Annotated in this window: 13 protein-coding genes; 3 read left to right on the top strand and 10 right to left on the bottom strand. The window is 44.1% G+C overall.

Going from position 1 to position 18,606, the window contains the following annotated elements:
• The 3 genes from BCV39_RS12105 to BCV39_RS12115 form a co-directional block, all read right to left on the bottom strand.
• Positions 1–681, bottom strand: coding sequence for a DUF3313 family protein (locus BCV39_RS12105; RefSeq protein ID WP_017081484.1), 681 nt, complete (start codon positions 679–681; stop codon positions 1–3).
• A 126-nt stretch (positions 682–807) separates the two neighbouring features.
• The gene (locus tag BCV39_RS12110) at positions 808–3,855 is read right to left on the bottom strand and encodes an efflux RND transporter permease subunit (protein ID WP_102432370.1); all 3,048 of its coding nucleotides are present in this window, start codon (positions 3,853–3,855) and stop codon (positions 808–810) included.
• 9 nt (positions 3,856–3,864) lie between these two features.
• A complete protein-coding gene (locus BCV39_RS12115) occupies positions 3,865–5,088 on the bottom strand; it encodes an efflux RND transporter periplasmic adaptor subunit (protein WP_017094760.1) in 1,224 nt (407 codons plus the stop codon).
• Positions 5,089–5,259: 171 nt separating this feature from the next.
• On the opposite strand from BCV39_RS12115, the gene BCV39_RS12120 reads away from it, so the two are divergent.
• The 3 genes from BCV39_RS12120 to BCV39_RS12130 all read left to right on the top strand — a co-directional run bounded on the left by BCV39_RS12120 (position 5,260) and on the right by BCV39_RS12130 (position 9,132).
• Positions 5,260–5,520 carry a hypothetical protein gene (locus tag BCV39_RS12120; protein WP_017081481.1) on the top strand — a complete coding sequence of 87 codons (261 nt, stop codon included), beginning with the start codon at positions 5,260–5,262 and terminating at the stop codon, positions 5,518–5,520.
• A 146-nt stretch (positions 5,521–5,666) separates the two neighbouring features.
• A complete protein-coding gene (gene aspT, locus BCV39_RS12125; RefSeq protein WP_102431690.1) occupies positions 5,667–7,385 on the top strand; it encodes an aspartate-alanine antiporter in 1,719 nt (572 codons plus the stop codon).
• Between the two features lie 148 nt (positions 7,386–7,533).
• Positions 7,534–9,132: a bifunctional aspartate transaminase/aspartate 4-decarboxylase gene (locus tag BCV39_RS12130; protein WP_102431691.1), complete on the top strand. Its 1,599-nt coding sequence runs from the start codon at positions 7,534–7,536 to the stop codon at positions 9,130–9,132.
• A 113-nt stretch (positions 9,133–9,245) separates the two neighbouring features.
• On the opposite strand, the gene BCV39_RS12135 is transcribed toward BCV39_RS12130, so the two are convergent.
• From BCV39_RS12135 to BCV39_RS12165, 7 genes are all read right to left on the bottom strand, one after another.
• Positions 9,246–9,935, bottom strand: a complete 690-nt coding sequence (locus tag BCV39_RS12135) for a hypothetical protein (protein WP_102431692.1) — start codon at positions 9,933–9,935, stop codon at positions 9,246–9,248.
• Positions 9,935–11,113: an outer membrane protein transport protein gene (locus tag BCV39_RS12140; RefSeq protein ID WP_102431693.1), complete on the bottom strand. Its 1,179-nt coding sequence runs from the start codon at positions 11,111–11,113 to the stop codon at positions 9,935–9,937. The genes BCV39_RS12135 and BCV39_RS12140 overlap by 1 nt, the downstream gene beginning before the upstream one ends.
• Before the next feature lie 93 nt (positions 11,114–11,206).
• The gene (locus tag BCV39_RS12145) at positions 11,207–12,019 is read right to left on the bottom strand and encodes a crotonase/enoyl-CoA hydratase family protein (RefSeq protein WP_102431694.1); all 813 of its coding nucleotides are present in this window, start codon (positions 12,017–12,019) and stop codon (positions 11,207–11,209) included.
• Between the two features lie 223 nt (positions 12,020–12,242).
• Positions 12,243–14,237 (bottom strand): Fe(3+)-hydroxamate ABC transporter permease FhuB, encoded by a 1,995-nt coding sequence (gene fhuB / locus BCV39_RS12150; protein WP_102431695.1) that lies wholly within the window; start codon positions 14,235–14,237, stop codon positions 12,243–12,245.
• Complete coding sequence (locus tag BCV39_RS12155; protein WP_102431696.1) at positions 14,237–15,175, bottom strand: iron-siderophore ABC transporter substrate-binding protein; 939 nt, start codon at positions 15,173–15,175, stop codon at positions 14,237–14,239. Before BCV39_RS12155 ends, fhuB begins: the two co-directional genes overlap by 1 nt.
• An 82-nt stretch (positions 15,176–15,257) precedes the next feature.
• A complete protein-coding gene (locus BCV39_RS12160) occupies positions 15,258–17,405 on the bottom strand; it encodes a TonB-dependent siderophore receptor (protein WP_102431701.1) in 2,148 nt (715 codons plus the stop codon).
• 205 nt (positions 17,406–17,610) lie between these two features.
• Positions 17,611–18,519 (bottom strand): AraC family transcriptional regulator, encoded by a 909-nt coding sequence (locus BCV39_RS12165; protein ID WP_102431697.1) that lies wholly within the window; start codon positions 18,517–18,519, stop codon positions 17,611–17,613.
• Positions 18,520–18,606: the final 87 nt, after the last annotated feature.

An 18,606-nucleotide genomic window follows, 5' to 3' on the forward strand; every position in this document is an offset into this window, starting at 1 on the left:
CTACCCTTGGTCTTTATCTTGGTAAGTCACTTCAAACGCAAAGTCGACCGCTTGCTGAGTAATTTGCTCAACGTTTTTATCAAGCATCTCGATGGTGATTTCTGATTTGTCGTTCTCAAGTACGCCATTATCGTTCACGACGAAAATACGGCGACCAATGAGCTGAGATGAATCATGATCTTTCAGATCCACACTCGCCAATATACGAATAGAGCGATCACGAGTACCTGCCGCGTATTTTACAGCGCCGATAACCGAACCTACTGGGATAAACTCAGTCACACGCATGTCTTCAGGAATGTCATTGATATCATATAACTTCACGCTAATATCAAGCTCCTTGTTCTCCAAAACTACGTTCTTGTAGCCCTGTAATTTCTCAGCCAACTTCTCATCCATTTTCTTATGGATCTGTGCTTTAAATTGAGACTGAACCTCCTTTGATACATGCTGATCAACACCCGAGCTTTTCATGCTAACGGTTGTAAATTCAAATTGATTAAAGTGAAGTGACGCGCTGTCTTTCGCTATCCAAGAAACGCCTTTCCTATCATCATCAAACTGGCTATCAATAAAATAATGGTTTGAGTCGACGCTCTGGATTTCTTGTTTATCTGGCATGTTGCTTGAACAGCCAGCAGTGAATAAAACGAACAATGGGAATAGGTAATGTAGTTTCATGTGAACCTCTAGTTTTCTAAATTTTGAGTGCACGAATCCCTGAGCGATAAGGCTCATAAAATGGGACTCGTGTTGATTAAACTTCTATGTGTATTGGCCGCGTAACGTTAGCAGCCAGATAACGGACTAAACTTCTTGCTCTTGCCCGCGGTGATCCGCAGCCAAGTAGGTATATATCGTTGGTACCACGAACAGGGTGAATAATGTGCCCACCGACATACCCACCGTGATGACCAAACCAATCGAGAAACGGCTTTGAGCACCGGCTCCGCTTGCAATGAGCAGTGGTACAACACCAACAACCATGGCTGCGGTTGTCATCAATACTGGTCTCATTCGAACGGTAGCCGAACGAATGGCCGCTTCACGTCGGCTGCATTTCAATTCCTGTTGCATTTGGTTTGCAAACTCCACAATCAAAATACCGTGCTTACTAATCAAGCCTATCAAGGTCACCAGCCCCACTTCGGTGTATATGTTGAGCGTATCAATGCCTAAATACAGTGGCATCAGGGCGCCAAAGATAGACAATGGAACACTGGTTAATACCACTAGTGGGTCTCGCAAACTTTCAAATTGAGCAGCCAGAACCAAGTAAATAATCACAAGAGCAAGGAAGAACGTCGTAACCAGTGAAGAGCCTTCTTGTAGGAACTGTCTCAATTGGCCTGAAGTGTCTGTCGTATAAGACTTAGGCAATATCTTCGCCGCCCCTTCTTCCATCACTTTATAGGCTTCCCCGATACTGATTCCCGGCATCATTTTCGCTTCAATCATGGCGCTGTTAAGCTGTTGAAACTGATCCACTTTCGATGGCTGCACTGATTGGCTAATTTCAATCAATGATGCCAGCGGTACCATCTCATTGGTGTTAGAGCGCACGTGGTAGTTCTTCAAATCATTCCAAGAGTTACGGTTCTCGTTAGGTACCTGAGTGATAACTTGGTAGCTGCGCTGATCCATCGAGAAGTAATTCACGAAGCCTTCACTGATAAAGCGAGACAACACGGTACCGATGTCTTGTGCGTTCACGTTCATCTGAGCCGCTTTATCGCGGTCGATGCGAATCTCTACTTGTGGCTTATTAAAATTCAGGTCGTTTTGCACATAGATGAACTTGCCACTCTTCTGCGCGTACTCTTTCAGTTTTTCAGCGTACTGATAGAGTTCTTGATAAGAACCCGTTGGCGTTTTCAGAACCATTTGGAATGGCAAGCCTTGCGGTGTACCTGGTAAATCTGGTGGAGAGAAGGTATACACCTGCAAGCCCGGTAATACAGAACTCTCTTTTTCGAAACGTTGCATTACTTCTTTTGCCGTTGCGTCACGCGAATCCCAATCTTTCAATACACCCAAACCAAAGAACGCATTGTTGTTCATGTAACCGTTATCTAGCATGGTCATTTCGACTTCATCGTTCTTGCTGATAGAGTCAATAAGAGCCGGAGTAAAGTGGCGAATGTAATCGGTATTCGCTTGTGCAGGACCTTGCCCCATCACAATCATCACGCCCTGATCTTCTTCAGGTGCCAGTTCAGATGAAGTATTCATAAACATGAACACCAGACTGATCATTAACGTTCCTACCACTGGCCAAATATAAACACGGTTGTTCAACACATGTTCGAGCACTTTTCGGTAGCGCTCTGTTACGCCTTCAATCACTGCATCGATCTTCTTAACCAGTTTTCCGTCGAGAACCGATTTATTAAGCAGTTTTGAACACATCATCGGCGTTAGCGTTAAGGCGATGAAACCCGAAATTAGTACTGAACCCGCCAAAGTGAATGCGAACTCAGTAAACAGCTTACCGGTGAGTCCTCCCATGAAACCAATCGGCGCATACACTGCGGCCAATGTAATGGTCATCGCGATAACCGAGCCTGCAATTTCACGAGCACTGTCTATAGCAGCCTTAATTGGGCTGGTACCATCTTCTAAGTGACGAAAGGTGTTTTCCACAACAACGATGGCATCATCAACCACCAGCGATATTGCTAATACCATGGCAAGCAGCGTCAACAGGTTAATACTGAAGCCCATGCTCAACATGAAGAACATAGAGCCAATCAATGACAAAGGAATCGTTACAAGTGGTATCAACATCGCTCGCATTGAGCCCAAAAAGGCGAAGATAACGATGACTACGATCAGTGCGGCTTCGATTAAGGTTTTTGCTACTTCATCAATTGAGGTTTCGATAAACTTAGTCGAGTCATAGATTACATCCGCTTTAATACCTTCAGGTAAGCCTGCTTGGATCTGTGGAAGCAATTCGTAAATGCCTTCAACAACGGTCAATGGGTTAGATGTTGCCGTATTACTGATCGCCGTTGATACGGTAGTCACACCATTGAATTCAACGTCTGAGTCATAGTTTGCTGCGCCTAGTTCAACCGTCGCCACATCTTTTAAGTGCACCAGTTGCCCGTCATGCGCTTTCAAAGCCATGTTCTTGAAATCGTCTACCGAACTTGAATCGGTATGAGCGTTAATATCAACTTCGATATAAGGGTTTTGCAACTTGCCCGCCGCACTCACAATGTTATTTGCACGAAGCGCGTTTTGAACATCTTCAGCCGTCAGACCATATGAAGCCAGTCGTTGAGGGTTCAGCCAGATTCGCATTGCAAAATCTTCTTGCCCCAATATGTCGACCTTTGACACCCCTTCAACAGTAGAGAAAGTCGGCTTAACCACACGGCTCACATAGTCCGAGACTTGCTCCGTCTTCAATGTGTCACTCGAAAATGAAACATATAAGATCGGCGATTGAGACGTCGATTTAAGAATGCTCGGGTCCAATACACCCGACGGCAGCTTATATTTCACTTGCTGCACGAGAGACAAAATTTCGGTCAAAGCACTATCCGACGGATACCCTAGCTTCAAATAAACGGTAATCACGGACTTACCCAGAGCACTATCCGATGTCATGTAATCAATGCCCGCTGTTTGAGCAATTTCTGCCTGCAGTGGCTGCGTCACATACCCTTGAACGCTGGATGCACTGGCACCTGGATAATTCGTTGTAATGGTAATAACGCCCGTTTCAATTTCTGGATATTGGCGCACTTGCAGTGAGGTAAAAGCTTTAAGACCTAACACCAACAGTACAAGGCTTAATACCGTAGCCAAAACTGGACGTTTGATAAATACATCAGTAAATGTCATGGGAGTTTCCTAGTTACTTTGCTTAGTACTTTTATCAGTAATCAACGGATGTTGGTTATTAACCAGAACCCATCCACTATTCTTGAGTTGGTGTTGGTTTGAAGTCACAACAACATCCCCCTCTTTCAAGCCCGAAACCACACCAACATAACCGCCTTGTTTGGGGCCGACTTCAACAGTGCGCTGCACAACCTTGTACTCGTAAAATGGTGATGCATCGTTGCTCGAATGTTCGCTGGCCTTTTTAGTCGACGTATCCAACACAAACACGGTGTTTCCGTATAAGGTGTAACTGATCGCAACAGAAGGTACTGCCACGATAGTGTCCGATTCTGATGTGATTAACGTAGCGTCGACATACATACCCGCCTCTAACGGCACGGCTTGGTTAGCCATGGCTCTCAATTCGATATTGTGCGTGTTGCTGTCTGAGCTCGGTTCAATGGCAGAAATCGTGCCGTGAAAGACTTCGTCGTTCGTTGCTTCTGAATAAAATTGTAAATCTTGCCCTACCTTCACATCGTGTAAATAAAGCTCTGGAATAGAGAAATCGACATATTGCTTTGATTTGTCTTCCAGCTCGACAATCGCTGTGCTTGAATTAATAAAGTCACCCACATCGATATTACGAATCCCAACGCTGCCAGAAAATGGCGCTTTCACTTTCATGTAGTCAATTTGCGTAGCAATATATTCCAGCTTTGCACCTTCAGCATTAAATTGAGCTTGTAGCTTATCAACCGAGTTTTTTGAAACACTGTTATTTCTAAGGAGCAATTTATTTCTCATCAATTCGACTCTAACCAATTCAACTTTGGATAGCTGGCTCTTATAGTTGGACTTCAATAACGCATCATCCAATTTAACAAGAACATCACCCTTATTTACTTGCTGACCTGAAGTAAAGAGAATTTCTTTTACTTGGCCTGACATTTGGCTCGTCACATCAATAGATTGATTAGAATGAATGTTACCAATGACTTTTAAACTTTTATCCCAAGTATCTTGATTTACTTTTTCCGTTGTTACAGATATAGCTGGCAATTTAAAATTAGCGACCTTCTCTTTGATCATTTCACCTTTTACATAATGAAAGCCAAATACAAAAGACAGTAATATAAAAAGAGCTGACCCGACAATAACGCCTTTATACTTACTCATGTGTTCACCTTGTTTTTTAAGTCTGGTCATTCTATCTATCGACACTGCCAATAAATCAAACTCATATAACATCCACCCAATCTTATATAAAATAAAAATCAAACCTTAAAAATCAAACACTTAATATAAAAATACCAATCGGCACTCAATTTTTGTTTTATTGCTATTTTATTTGAACATGATTTATCTATTTTCTCGATCGATATAATTCTCATCGTTCCTTAAAAAATAAACGAGTTAACTATGTCGAATCAAATTAATCACACTAAAGTCGCTATTAAAGAAAAGATGAAACGTATATATGGAGAAGATGTTACCCATAAACATAATAAAGACCATTTAGAATATAGAGAACATCAACCCTCTCATTCTGGTCAACATGGTGGCGACCCAGAAGGTCATAAGCATTTAGTCAATCACCATTCTGATGGTCATCATGATAAACATCACAAAGATAAAATGCATGACCATAAAAAATCATCGCGACTTCATCATAAAAAGTAGAAGACTGGATGAAGTTCAGATTATTAAAAATAAAGCATTAGATCAGTTCATCAACCAAATGTTTATTAATGCTTAATCAAACGTTAAACCAAATTAAAAAATGAAATAGCGAGTCAATGATGATGCTATTTCATTCAAGGATTACTATGTCATTTATTATTGAACAACTTAGAGACTATCCGTTTATAGCGCTCTTTTTATCACTCGGTCTCGGTTACTTAATTGGTAAAATTAAAATCGGTAAGTTTGAATTAGGTGGAATCGCAGGTTCACTGCTTGTTGCTGTAGCACTTGGTCAGATCGGCGGTATCACGATCTCTAACGAAGTAAAAAGCATCTTCTTTGCTTTATTTATTTTTATGGTGGGTTACAACGGCGGTCCGCAGTTTTTCTCGTCATTCCGCCTTTCATCGCTAACACGCTTATTCGCTTCGTTTGTGATGACGTTTGTAGGATTAATCACGGTTGTGTTGCTATCTAAATGGGCAGGACTAGATAAAGGTTTAGCGGCGGGCCTTGCGGCTGGTGGCTTAACACAATCGGCAATCATAGGTACTGCAGGTAATGCTATCGATCAGCTGAACCTAGCGCCAGATGTCACCTCAACGCTTAAAACAAACGTGGCTGTGGGTTACTCAATCACCTACATCTTCGGCTCTCTTGGTCCGATTCTAATGATGTCACTCATTCCAATGGTAATGGGTTGGAACATAACCAAAGAAGCGAAGAAGCTTACGGAAAAAATGGGCGCAGGCAGCAAGCAGCTAAACGAGGGTGAATTCTCTGCATTGAACCGCGTATCTTCTCGTGCTTATCAAGTGACCGCGAACTCTATGTTTGTTGGAAAAAGTGTTGTCGAGTTAGAAGAAGCATTCGATGCCGACCTCACAATTGAAGCTATTTACCGCTCACACGAAGACACAGAATCAACGTTAGATTTGGCGAAGAACCCTATTTTAGCGGCGGATGACAAAGTTTACCTTACTGGTCTGACTCAGGCATTTCCTAAAGTGACCTCGCTGGGTGTCGAACTCGGTGAATTTAGTGAAGAAAGCAATGTTGTCCAAACACAACAGAAGGTCGTACTCACGAATAAGAAACTAGCGGGTATTACGCTACGTAAGCTTCACGATGAAACGAACGCACGTATACGTCGTGGTGTTTATATCACTCAGCTATCACGCATGGGCCATGATATTTCGACATTGCCAGAAACTGAACTGCACATTGGTGACGAAATCACCTTAGTTGGACAAAAAGAAGACATAGCTAAAGTCATCAAAAAAATTGGCTACAACAGCCCACTGCCTAGTGTTACTGACTTCGTAACAATGTCTTTCGGCATGGTGCTTGGCTATCTGATTGGCGAGATTGGTTTCACTATCGGTGGTTCTCATATCGCTCTAGGTTCAGGTTTAGGTTGTCTGGTTTCCGGCTTACTTGTGGGCTACTTAAGAATGCGTACACCTCGTTTAGGCAGTGTTAACCATGGCGCAGCCAACTTTATGCAGACATTCGGCCTTGCAGTATTTGTTGCGGTTGTTGGTATTAATGCAGGCGCTCCAGCGCTGACGGCAATCAAAGAGAATGGCGTAACGCTCTTACTGCTAGGTGTGTTGGTCACTCTAATTCCTCAAGTACTGACGTTCCTATTCAACTACTACGTACTCAAAATCAAAAATCCAGTAGAAGCGCTAGCGGTTATCGCGGGTAGTCGCAGTGCAAACCCTGCATTCGCATCGCTACTAGAAAAAACACAAAACAGCACACCAGTACCGAGTTTCACGATGACTTATGCGGTTGCCAATATCTTCCTCACCTTATGGGGTCCGATCATCATCAACCTAATTACCAAAATTTCGTAATCAACACCGAATCAGCCAATTGATGATTCAACTTATTCATTAACGATTTAACACAGTAGCTAGCCAAGCAGGCTAGCTGCTCAAAGAAATTAACTCATTTATATATCCAAAAAACTTGGATCTTAAACAAATTTAAAGAGAAACGACTATGAAACGCACAGATGAAAAACGCCTAGAAACACTAAGCCCATTCGAAGTAAAAAACACACTGATCGACCTTGCTCAGCATTCACATGAGAAAACTATGATCAACGCTGGTCGTGGTAACCCAAACTGGGTCGCGACAGCGCCACGTGAAGCCTTTTTCCAATTAGGTATGTTTGCACTAGAAGAATCAAAATCGAATTTCTCAGGGTATGAAGGCTTTGGTGGAATGGGAGTTCAACAAGATATTAGCCTGCGCTTTCTTCAGTTTTGTGAAAAATACGAAGACCAAGAAGGTGTGCAATTCCTCATTGAAGCCTTCCAGTTTATTACGGATCAATATCAGGTAGACGGTGATGCGCTTATTTATGAATGGGTTGAGGGGATTCTAGGTAACAACTACCCAGTGCCTGATCGCATGCTCAAATATTCGGAACTCATTGCTCGTAAATACATCGAGCAAGAAATGGCAGGCTGTCAGCCGCTACCTGCTGGCAAATTTGACTTGTTTGCAGTTGAAGGTGGTACCGCAGCAATGGTCTACATCTTCAATACATTGAAGAGCAACCGCTTATTAAACAAAGGCGACACGATTGCGATTGGCGCACCAATTTTCACGCCTTACATCGAGATGCCAGAGCTTGAAGATTATTCACTAAACAAAGTGGAAATCATGGCAACAGAAGAGTCGGCGTGGCAGATTCCTGATTCAGAATTAGAAAAGTTAAACGATCCAAGCGTAAAAGCGTTCTTCTTAGTGAATCCAAGTAACCCAGCATCAGTAAGATTAAGTGACGAGACGCTCTTGAAGATCGCAGAAATTGCTAACCGTCGTCCTGAACTCATCCTACTGACTGATGATGTTTATGGCACCTTTGCAGATAACTTCACTTCGTTAGCGATGCTTGCTCCGAAGAACACAATTCTAGTGTATTCGTACTCTAAGTATTTTGGTGCTACTGGCTGGCGTTTAGGCGTAATTGGCGTTCACGAAGACAGTAACTTCGACCGCATGATTGCAGATCTCCCGGAGCAAACCAGAGACACATTAACAGCACGATACCAAGGCATCTCCCTTGAACCGAGTAAGATTAAATTTATTGACCGTTTGGTGGCTGACAGCCGTGCTGTCGCACTGAATCATACTGCTGGCCTTTCAACACCTCAGCAAATCCAGATGACGATGTTCTCGTTGTTGTCATTGATGCAAGGTGGTGAAGAATATAAGCGCTTGGCTAAGCAGATTGTGCGTCGTCGATACAATACTTTGATGCAGAAAAACCTAGCAACGCCAATCATTGCTGAAGGCGATAAAACAGGTGCGTTTTATTATGTAGAGATTGACCTGAAAGAAATCGCTCAAACAGTTCACAGCGAGGGCTTCTTCTCTTGGTTAGAAGAAACCTACGAACCGCTAGACTTCTTGGTTCGCCTTGCAGAAGAGCATGGTGTGATTGTCATGCCGGGCGCAGGGTTTGATGCTCCAACATGGTCACTACGTGTGTCTCTCGCGAACTTAGAAGAAGAGCAATACGCCAACATCACGAAAGCGATGAATGAGGTAATGCAAAGCTACGTAGAGCGCTACCAAGCGACTTGCTAACATCGAACAACAGCTAAAAAGCTCATAGAGAAATGATAAAAGCTGAGTGTAAGTTCACCGACTTAGGTTGGCCTACACTCAGCTTTTTTATTTATGGGGAAACGAGTTGAAGCTTAGTTGAACTCATAGGTGTAAGAAGCACCGACACTGTTATTTTCACCGAAATCGTCCTCAGCAAAAATAGTGAAGAAGTTGAATGATTGAGCATCACTCAATTTGTAGCTTGCGCCGACGCCAGCCCAATAGCCGGAGTAATCATCAGACCCCATTGAACCGCCACCGAAGCCCATGATAGACCATTCATCCGTAATCGTTTTTAAACCAAACGCACCAATGTAGCCACCGTGTGTTGAACTCGGCATCAATACATAGTCAGAGCCAACGTTATCATCATCGAACACCGCCACTTCACCATCGTTATAGCTGTAGCCAGCCATCGGGAAGATTTGCCATCCAAACGGCTCAATATCAAAATAACTCAACGGAACAAATGTCCCGATACTGTAGTTATTCTTATAAGCATCGTTGTCGTATTCAGAGCGGCTAAAGTTGAAATTGACGATGCCCAAAGGTAATAACCATGAACCACCCACTCGCCACTCTTCGCCGTCCGCGTTGACACGAGCATTGATCATTCGAGCTTCATCAAGCCCGATAGAGCCTGAGAACTTAAGCTCTTCGTTATAAGCAACGCCGGCTTTGGTCACGATTTTAGTCGGATCATCTGGATGCTTCTCTTCAGCCAAAGCATCCGTTGAACCCAGTATTACCGAAGTAACAATTAATAAATTACGTAATGTCATTAGAATGTCGCGCTAACGCCAACAAAGTGAATGCGGCCATCGAAAGAACCATTCAACAAGTTCACCTGTGAACCTGCCAAGTTTCGGTTCATATCAACTGAACCTAAATCTGCGTATTCATAGAAAACGTCAATTAAGATATCATCCCAATAGGTAGATGCTCCTACCGAGTAGCGGTATTGCTCGCCCACTGGAAGGTCAACCCATTGCATTGAAGGATCGTCTTGTGGTGACGTTTCGTAAGAGAAGCCTGCTTTTAAGCGCCAATCAGAGTTAAGTTGGTAATCCGCACCTACTGCAAACTTCCATACATCATCCCAATCACGTTCGATTGGAACGCCGCCTAAGTCAGTTGCTCCGAAATCTAATACCGTTTCGTCCCAAGCACTCCAGCGGTGGAATTGAACGCTTGCCAAGAGATCAAGTTGAGAATTCAATGCATAACTTGCACTGAAGTCAATGATTTCAGGAAGAGCAATATCTGTAGACAAAGAGTTAGCAACATTACCTAAACCTTTCACTTCGTTATTAAACTCGTGTTCTAGCTTAGAGCGATAACTGGCACCTAACTTGAGTTTATCTGTAGGCGTGTACATTACACCTAGGTTATACCCGTAAGCCCAATCAGTATCTTGCTTAGCTGTAAACCCAGAAGTCGACTGCTCGAATGCAGCCCAACTCAATTGAACGCCAGCACCCACTGACCACTGATCATTCAGCTTATAACTCAGTGATGGGTTCACTTGCATTGCGGTCAGGGTAATGTCTTCTAGAAGTGCAGCACCCGCCCAATCACTGCCGTAATCAAGGCTTGAACCACCAACAGCACCCAGCGCAATACCAAGGTGTAATTTGTCTGTGACTTGGTGAGCATGGAAGGCACCAAATGAAGGCATGACTGAATGAGCTTTGCCGTCTGGATTACCATCGTTGTCTTGATATTTCATCTCAAGATCGAACGCCATGGTGTTGATGGTCGTTTTGCTCTCGCCCATGTGAGACATAGTGGCAGGGTTAGTCCATATCGCAGCAGCAGAGCGAGTATAAACACCGTCACCAGCACCAGTAGTACCAGCATTGGCAACGACCGCTTCTTGCAAAAACAGGCCACTTGCGAAAGCATTTAAGCTAGTAAAAATTGCGGTGGCAGCTATAGAGTAAGTAAAAGTTTTGTTCATCAGATTGCTCATTTAGCCTTAGACATTAAATTGTTCTAAGGTTACCGCAAAGCCTCATAAACAAAGGGAATATCCATTATTCCTGTACAAACGCTATTTAAACTTTCTGGCGACGTATGGTCGTGGGTTATCTCGATGAATTTCACGTTGAGCAGCAATCGCTCGGTTCTTACCCAAAGCGACCTTTATCTGATACCAAGTCTCGTAGAACACAGCCATGCCTGGGCTTGACCACCAAGTCTTGTTATAGAGTTTCTTATTAGCAGCGACAACATCTGGCGACCGATTCGCACATTCCAGAGCCAAAGCATAAGCTTCAGCGTAAGGGTCTTCGGCAATCTTGGTCACCAATCCATATTCTTTCGCGGTTTCGCAGTCGATCACTTTGGCCGTCATCGCCATTTCTAGGGTGTGATCTTTTCGCATCAGCTCTCGAAATGCGATGGCGCCTCCCATATCAGGAATCAAGCCCCACTTTGCTTCCAATATTGAGAAGTTCGCATCAGGGCTAGCAATCCTAAAATCACCACCACTGACTAATTGCAGACCACCTCCCCAACAACGACCATGAATCGCAAAAATGACAGGGCATGGAATATCTCGCCAACCCAATGAAAAACGTTGTGCAGCATTAGGCAATGTCGGTAACCATTTAAACAGCAGCTTCATCGCCCCAGATTTACTGGTTAAAAGGGACTTAACATCAAGCCCTGAACAAAAATCAGGCCCCTCGCCCTTCACTATTACAGCACGAATCTCAGTGTTCTTTTTCAGCTGAGTCACCATGTTATTCACGCCTTGGAACATTGCCATATCAATAGCATTGAGCTTATCGGGTCGATTCAACACAACCGTCGCAATTTGGTTTTCATCGATAGAACAAGTAATACGATCGAGGTTTGGCATGGCGGCTACCTTATCAGTGGTCAGACCTTTAGATTATACATTTTATTAACATATGCCAAACTTGCACATTAAGAAGCGAGACCTGCGTTGCTTAACTCCCCCCCTTTACACAAACGACTCCTACAAAAAAAGCAGTGATGGATCGCTCCATTCACTGCTTTTTATTCGTAGCTTTGGTTGCCAATAGCTTTGATTACCAGTGGTTTTAGGACATTAGCAGAACCTATGCTGTTCGAGATTTCAGTAATAAGAATATGAAATAACTGCCACCAATAATGGAAACTAACGTCCCTGCCGCAAGTTGCGCTGGGAACACCACCACTTGCCCTAACCAATCAGCAAATAACATCAATGCCGCACCAATCAAAAACGATAGAATGATCTGTTCACGAACCAAACGAGCACCAACCATCACCGCGATATGTGGAGCCAATAGACCAACAAAGGCGACCGGCCCCATGGTGGTTGTGACCATCGAACATAACACCGCGACAATACACAACAGAGCCACGTAAGCGATGTTGATGTTCAGCCCTCTGGCACTCGCGAACTGTCGTCCAGTCGCAATTAAGGTCACCCAACGACTCAACAGCAGAGCAACACCAATACAAGCCGTTATCACGACAGCCATTATAGTGGCAGACTCAGGCTCCACACGGTAGGTAGACCCTGCTAACCAAGCCAATAATGTGTATTTCCCCTCACCCACTCGTGTTAAAGAGAATTGCACCAAAGCTTCCAATACCGCGGTCAGCGAGATACCTGTCAGAATTAGAATAGACGGAGCAAACTGATGCTTCTTGCCAAGGAACAGCAATAAACAAAGCGCAATCGCACTACCTAAAAATGCAACCCACGGGCTTAGTGAGTGAATCGAATAGCCCATGAATAAGCTACTGAAAATCAACGCCAGAACTGCACCCGCCGACACACCAAGAATGTCTGGGCTTGCGAGCGGGTTGTAGACCAATCTTTGTAAAATCACACCCGCCACCGCTAAGCCGCCACCAGCGAATATCGCGGTTAACATTCTCGGCCAACGAATAGACCATTCAAATGCGTCTGGGATAACAAAGTAGCCCATATCAGAAGAAGGCTGTGACAATGCACTCAACGCCAACAACCCGAAAATCATTGTGCCCAACAAGAAGTAAGCCAAAGATGAAATAGACTTCGGACCTTTAGGCATTGAGAAAAACAACTGATCTTGAGCAGACATTTGCTTTCTCGCAATAATGATCAACGCAGGAGCACCAATCACTGCGGTTGCCGTCCCTGTTGGAATCATGTCCAAAGACCATTGCGCCAAGAAGATCGCCAAGCTGTCGGTGACACAAAGTAATAGCGCGCCTAATACACAACTCGCGATGAGTTCAGATTTAGCCTTTAGAAAACCTAGATGCCTAGCGATGTTCGGAGCAATCAAGCCGATAAAGCTGATCACGCCCACTGAGGTAATCGACACTGAAACCAACCAAACGCCGATTGCCATTAGCACAAAGAAGGTCGTGCCAATATTGAGCCCGCGCGCCGCAGCCCCTTCAGTGCCGATGGAAAGCAAAGTCAGAACTCGCGGAGCTAAGAAGAATATGGCAAAAATCGGCAACAGCTTAGGCATCAACCAAAGCACTTGTTCCCAGCCATTTTGCCCTAGGTCGCCCGCTCCCCATACAAACAGATTCTGTGCGTACTGGTCGTTGAGTAGAATAATCGCCGTTGCAAATGCCCCTAGCAATAAGTTGACCGCCATACCCGCCAATACAATCGGTAAACCGCTCATATTTTTAATGCCAACAATGGAGACAATCAGACCCATAGCAAGCAGCGCGCCTATCAGCGCAAACCAAACCGAATATTGAGCAACCAACATTGGCGCGACCACGTTCAGAATGACCAGACCAAGCCACGCCCCTGATGATGTACCGAGTGTAAGTGGAGACATCATGCGGTTCTGCGTTAACTGTTGGAACAAACTACCGATAGTGCCAAGTGTTCCACCAACCAAAATCGCCATCACTAAACGAGGTAAGTTGACATAAATTAATGCCATCAACTCGAATGAATCGTCGACCATTTTATTGAATGTAACGATGTCACTGATCTGTGAGACTTGCTGAAACAACTCACCGATAGGGCCAAATTCAGACTGGCCTAACCATAAATGAATAAGGGCGGCGATAAATAACACCGCCCCCATCATCAAACCACTGGATTTCATTACTGCTCCGCTAACGTCAACAACGATTGCGCCATCGCTTCTGCGTTATACAAAATCGACATAGCACCGCCGTAGCTCCAACTTGCTGCTACAGGGCTAAATTGACCATTACGAACGAAAGGCATGCTCTTCCAAACCGGAGAACGATCTAACTTGTCTTGATATGGGAAAGGTTCGAAGTAAAGCGCAATACCACCCTTAACATTCTTAAGCTCGGTCATACGCTTTTGACTGATGCCCCACTGACTCGCAGGAAGATCCATCGCATTTTCAAAGCCTAGCTGCTCAAGCGCATATTGCGGAATCGAGTTATCACCGTATATGTAAACCGAAGTCGTGCTCGCAAAACGGAAAGAGGTCACTTTCGGCTTGTCGCCCGGATACGCTTTATCTAGTTCAGCTTTTAAAACCTCAAGACGTTCGTCCATCGCAGCCAGTTTGTCGTTCGCTTGCTCTTCTTTACCAAGCAATTGGCCTATCTTCTTGAAGTTATCGATAGCCGCCGCCGCATTGCTATGCTGTTCACTGTACGTCTGGTAGTAAAGCACGGGCGCAATTTCAGAAAGTCGTTCCTGAAGATCTTTCTGAGGAGAAGCGATAAGAATCACATCAGGATTTAGCTTCTTCAAAGCAGAGAAATTAGGCTCAGTTCGAGTGCCAATATCGGCCACGCCTTCTGGAATCGCAGGTTGAACAACCCAATCTGTATAGCCAGCGATATCAGGCACTGCCACTGGTGTTACACCGAGTTCAATCACTTGTTCAGCAATGTCCCAGTTCAGCGCAGCCACTCTAACAGGCTGAACTTCAAGGGTTTTAACACCCTCACTGTCTTCAACTTGAAAGTTGGCCATCGCTTGAGCTGATAACAACAAGCTCAATGAGACAATGAACGAACTCACTTTAGGAAAACGAGAAGTAAAATAGTTGGCTTTCATATAATCACTGTCACTTTTTAATTGTTTATTTAACGACAAAAGCAGCCTACACAGGCTGCTTAGATTTATGTATTCAAATGAATTAGAACTCGTAGTTAACGCTGAGCTCTACAGACTGCTCAGCACCGAACCAACAGTTCGATTGGTCGTAACAGGTGTAGTACTCTTCATTAAACAGGTTGTTAACCATCAAATTAGCCGTTGCACCAGATAGTGTGTCGCTTGCCTCACCTAAGTCGTAACCCATAGAGATATCAACGACAGTGTAAGACGGCACTTTCCCTTGAGTATTGGTTGCATCCATCTCCATGTCACCCATGTAACGAGCGCCAGCACTCCAACGCGTACCTGCTAAAGCACCACCGTACACATAGTAATTACTCCACAAATTCGCAGCGTGTGTAGGTACGTAGATTGGTGTCGTTCCTTCAAGGTCAGGGTTTGCATCTTCCGTTACTTCCATATCGACGTATGTATAGCTCGCGTTCACATCCCAATCTTCCGTGACAAACCATCGGCCTTCAAGCTCCAAACCTTGCGAGCGCACCTCGCCTAGCTGAATCTTAGAACGGTATGTAGGATCTGATGGATCAGCAGCAATTGAGTCTTTCTTAGTAATATGGAAATAGGAAGCCGTAACCTGTTGCGACATATCTGGAGACAAGTATTTAATACCCAGCTCGACCTGTTCACCTAGCTGAGGTTTTAAAGAGTTGCCATTAATATCAGTACCTGCCGCTGGCTCAAAGCTCGTCGCGTAACTTACAAACGGAGAAATACCATTATCTAGCTCATACAAGGCACCTACACGATAAGAGAACTGGTTATGTTCAGCTTCTTCTTTTCCATCATAAGTTGGGTAAGAGCTATTTTTATCATCGCTCGCCTTGAACATGTCGTAACGACCACCAGCAAGTAGAACAAGCGCGTCGTAGCGTACTTGGTCTTGGAAATATAGTCCTAGCTGCTCGGTCGTAATGTCGTGAGATTCACGGTAGTTCTCTTGAAGCTGACTTTTATCCAAAAGGTCAGTTTTCGGATTGTAAGCATCAAACCCATAGAAGCCCGCATTCGCAGTGAATTCTTTGTACAGAGAATCACCTGTTAGCTTTAGGTAGTCGACACCGAATAGTAAATTATGCTCTAAGCCACTAATTTCTAGGCGACCTGAAACTTGGTTATCGATAACAAAACTCTGTGAATCCTCATCCGTACTGTAAGCATTTCGAATTAAACTGCCTGTCGCAGGGTTGAAATTAGTCGCGGTGTGGTAAGTATTCTCCTGGTACAGAGATGCATCGGTATAGCGAGCGTTCTGAAGAAAAGTCCAATTATCGTTGATTTGATGATTGATCTTATAGCCTAACATCAAGACTTCACGTTCAAAGGTACTCCAGTTCTTGTCACCCATGGAGACAGATGGATCACTTGCCTTCAGCACTTCAAGCGGCATTGCGGAGTTAGTACCCATTGACGGATCATTTTGATAGTAAAAGTTGAAGTTAATAAGTGTTCTATCAGAGACCTGCCAATCTAGTGAAGGAGCAATCACATAGCGCTCTTCTTCGGCGTGATCGACTTGGCTGTCTTGTTTACGAGCGAGTGCTACCAAGCGGTAAGAAAAGTCACTGTCCCCCAATTGACCTGTTGTATCAATTGACGCTTCCATAAGGTTTCTTGAGCCAGTAGATACTCCTACTTTTGTAGCCCCGTCTTCTTGCGGCGTCTTTGCAATCATGTTGACCATACCACCCGGTGGCATAGCTCCATACAACACAGACGTAGGGCCTTTAAACACTTCAACTTGCTGAATCGCAATAGGGTCTATTTGAGGTTGTAAGTTCCAACCAGTAAGGAACGGAAGTACCAAACCATCGTAGTAGCTTTGGTTATTACTAAAGCCACGAATCGAGAACGTATCGTACATCGTTACTGATGCGCCCTTCTGCTCGGTTACAACACCCGGCGCGTATCTAAGCGCTTGGTTGAGGGACTTCACACCTCGTTGATCTAACTGTTCTTCATCAATAACGGTAATACCTTGAGGCGTCTCTTCTGGCTCAAGTGCCGATTTTGTTGCGGTATTACGATAGGCTTTCCCCATAATCGTGACAGTTTCGATATTCGAGTCTGCCGCTGTAACGGTTTCTTCCGCCAACGCTTGCGCTGAAAATGCAGTGAGCAACGCTACTGCCAATGATGAATACTTAAAACGAGTGTGAGTGGTCATGATTCCCTCGGTACCAATGCTTAACATAAATAATAATAAATCTCATTTGCATTGTATGTATCTAGAGATGGGATAATTAACAATTTGGTGCAAATTAAAAAAGAACTTGGCCTAATTTTAATAAAAATCGGCCAATTGCTGATTAAAAACACAATTGACCTTATTCAGTGGGAGGTTTATAGAAAGAGGTTTCGTGGGGATATGATTACGATTTAATAATAGGAACCCAGTACTCCATTTCAGCATCTGATGCATGGGCTTGATAGCCAAATGGGTACACTTCGAGTTCATAGCCATCGACACCACGATAACCAGAACTCGGCAGCCAGTTAAGCACAAACCAGCTCAAGGTATGTCGCAAGTTTTCAATCGGCCCACAATGCTTAACCACAGCATAAGTTTGCTTAGGGATGGTCAGCACCTTCAATTTATCGGATATGATGCTTGGTAATTGCGGGATGGAAATTCCGTCGTGAAGCTCAACACCGGCCCAATAGTGGATGTTGGTGCCATCAAAACAAGACTGAGTAAGATCAACGACGCCAATAAACTGAAGCACATTATCATTTGGAATCGTAACTTCCTGTTCCAAGCGAGACCAAAGTTGAGGGACTTTCTCTGCAAAATCTTGTGTTAGTGAAAACAAGCCGCTGATTTCTGATGTTATGCCTTTAACAAGGAAAGACTCTCTTTCGTCAATACGAACTTCAACAAAACTCAGAGCGCCTTTTTCTTCTGCGCTGACAGTTTCAGACACTTGTATCGGCTTTCTTAGCCCTACTCTTTTGCCCGCTTTTCTATATTGGCTTGGGCTTGCCCCAAACATCTGCTTAAAGGAACGACTAAAACTAATTTCTGAATTGAACCCAAGCCCGAGTGCAACATCGATGACACGCTCTCTTCCATCAAGTAGCTCTTCTGCTGCCTGACTCAGTTTTAGCTCTCTCACATAGTTAGCCACAGTAAGCCCCGTTTCGGCTTGAAACACTCTTTGCAGTTGCCAGCGAGACCAACAGCTTTGCTTTGCAATATCTTCTAGAGATAACGCAGAGCTAAGGTTCGCATGGATATAAGCTAGAACGCGGCTGATACGGTCAAATGCAGGAGTGTTCATAGTCACGCTTTTATAATCTCGATAGTGGTAACAATTAAGTCGATACAGGAATACTTTTTAACATTTAAAGCGACTTTTATCACTTAA

This window comes from Vibrio sp. 10N.286.55.E10, from assembly GCF_002872555.1.
In the GTDB taxonomy this organism is placed as follows: domain Bacteria; phylum Pseudomonadota; class Gammaproteobacteria; order Enterobacterales; family Vibrionaceae; genus Vibrio; species Vibrio crassostreae.

Bases quoted from the DNA above. Each gene is read 5' to 3' on its own strand.
- BCV39_RS12105 (WP_017081484.1), bottom strand. From the start codon at position 681: ATGAAACTACATTACCTATTCCCATTGTTCGTTTTATTCACTGCTGGC.
- BCV39_RS12110 (WP_102432370.1), bottom strand. From the start codon at position 3,855: ATGACATTTACTGATGTATTTATCAAACGTCCAGTTTTGGCTACGGTA.
- BCV39_RS12115 (WP_017094760.1), bottom strand. From the start codon at position 5,088: ATGTTATATGAGTTTGATTTATTGGCAGTGTCGATAGATAGAATGACC.
- BCV39_RS12120 (WP_017081481.1), top strand. From the start codon at position 5,260: ATGTCGAATCAAATTAATCACACTAAAGTCGCTATTAAAGAAAAGATG.
- aspT (WP_102431690.1), top strand. From the start codon at position 5,667: ATGTCATTTATTATTGAACAACTTAGAGACTATCCGTTTATAGCGCTC.
- BCV39_RS12130 (WP_102431691.1), top strand. From the start codon at position 7,534: ATGAAACGCACAGATGAAAAACGCCTAGAAACACTAAGCCCATTCGAA.
- BCV39_RS12135 (WP_102431692.1), bottom strand. From the start codon at position 9,935: ATGACATTACGTAATTTATTAATTGTTACTTCGGTAATACTGGGTTCA.
- BCV39_RS12140 (WP_102431693.1), bottom strand. From the start codon at position 11,113: ATGAACAAAACTTTTACTTACTCTATAGCTGCCACCGCAATTTTTACT.
- BCV39_RS12145 (WP_102431694.1), bottom strand. From the start codon at position 12,019: ATGCCAAACCTCGATCGTATTACTTGTTCTATCGATGAAAACCAAATT.
- fhuB (WP_102431695.1), bottom strand. From the start codon at position 14,237: ATGAAATCCAGTGGTTTGATGATGGGGGCGGTGTTATTTATCGCCGCC.
- BCV39_RS12155 (WP_102431696.1), bottom strand. From the start codon at position 15,175: ATGAAAGCCAACTATTTTACTTCTCGTTTTCCTAAAGTGAGTTCGTTC.
- BCV39_RS12160 (WP_102431701.1), bottom strand. From the start codon at position 17,405: ATGACCACTCACACTCGTTTTAAGTATTCATCATTGGCAGTAGCGTTG.
- BCV39_RS12165 (WP_102431697.1), bottom strand. From the start codon at position 18,519: ATGAACACTCCTGCATTTGACCGTATCAGCCGCGTTCTAGCTTATATC.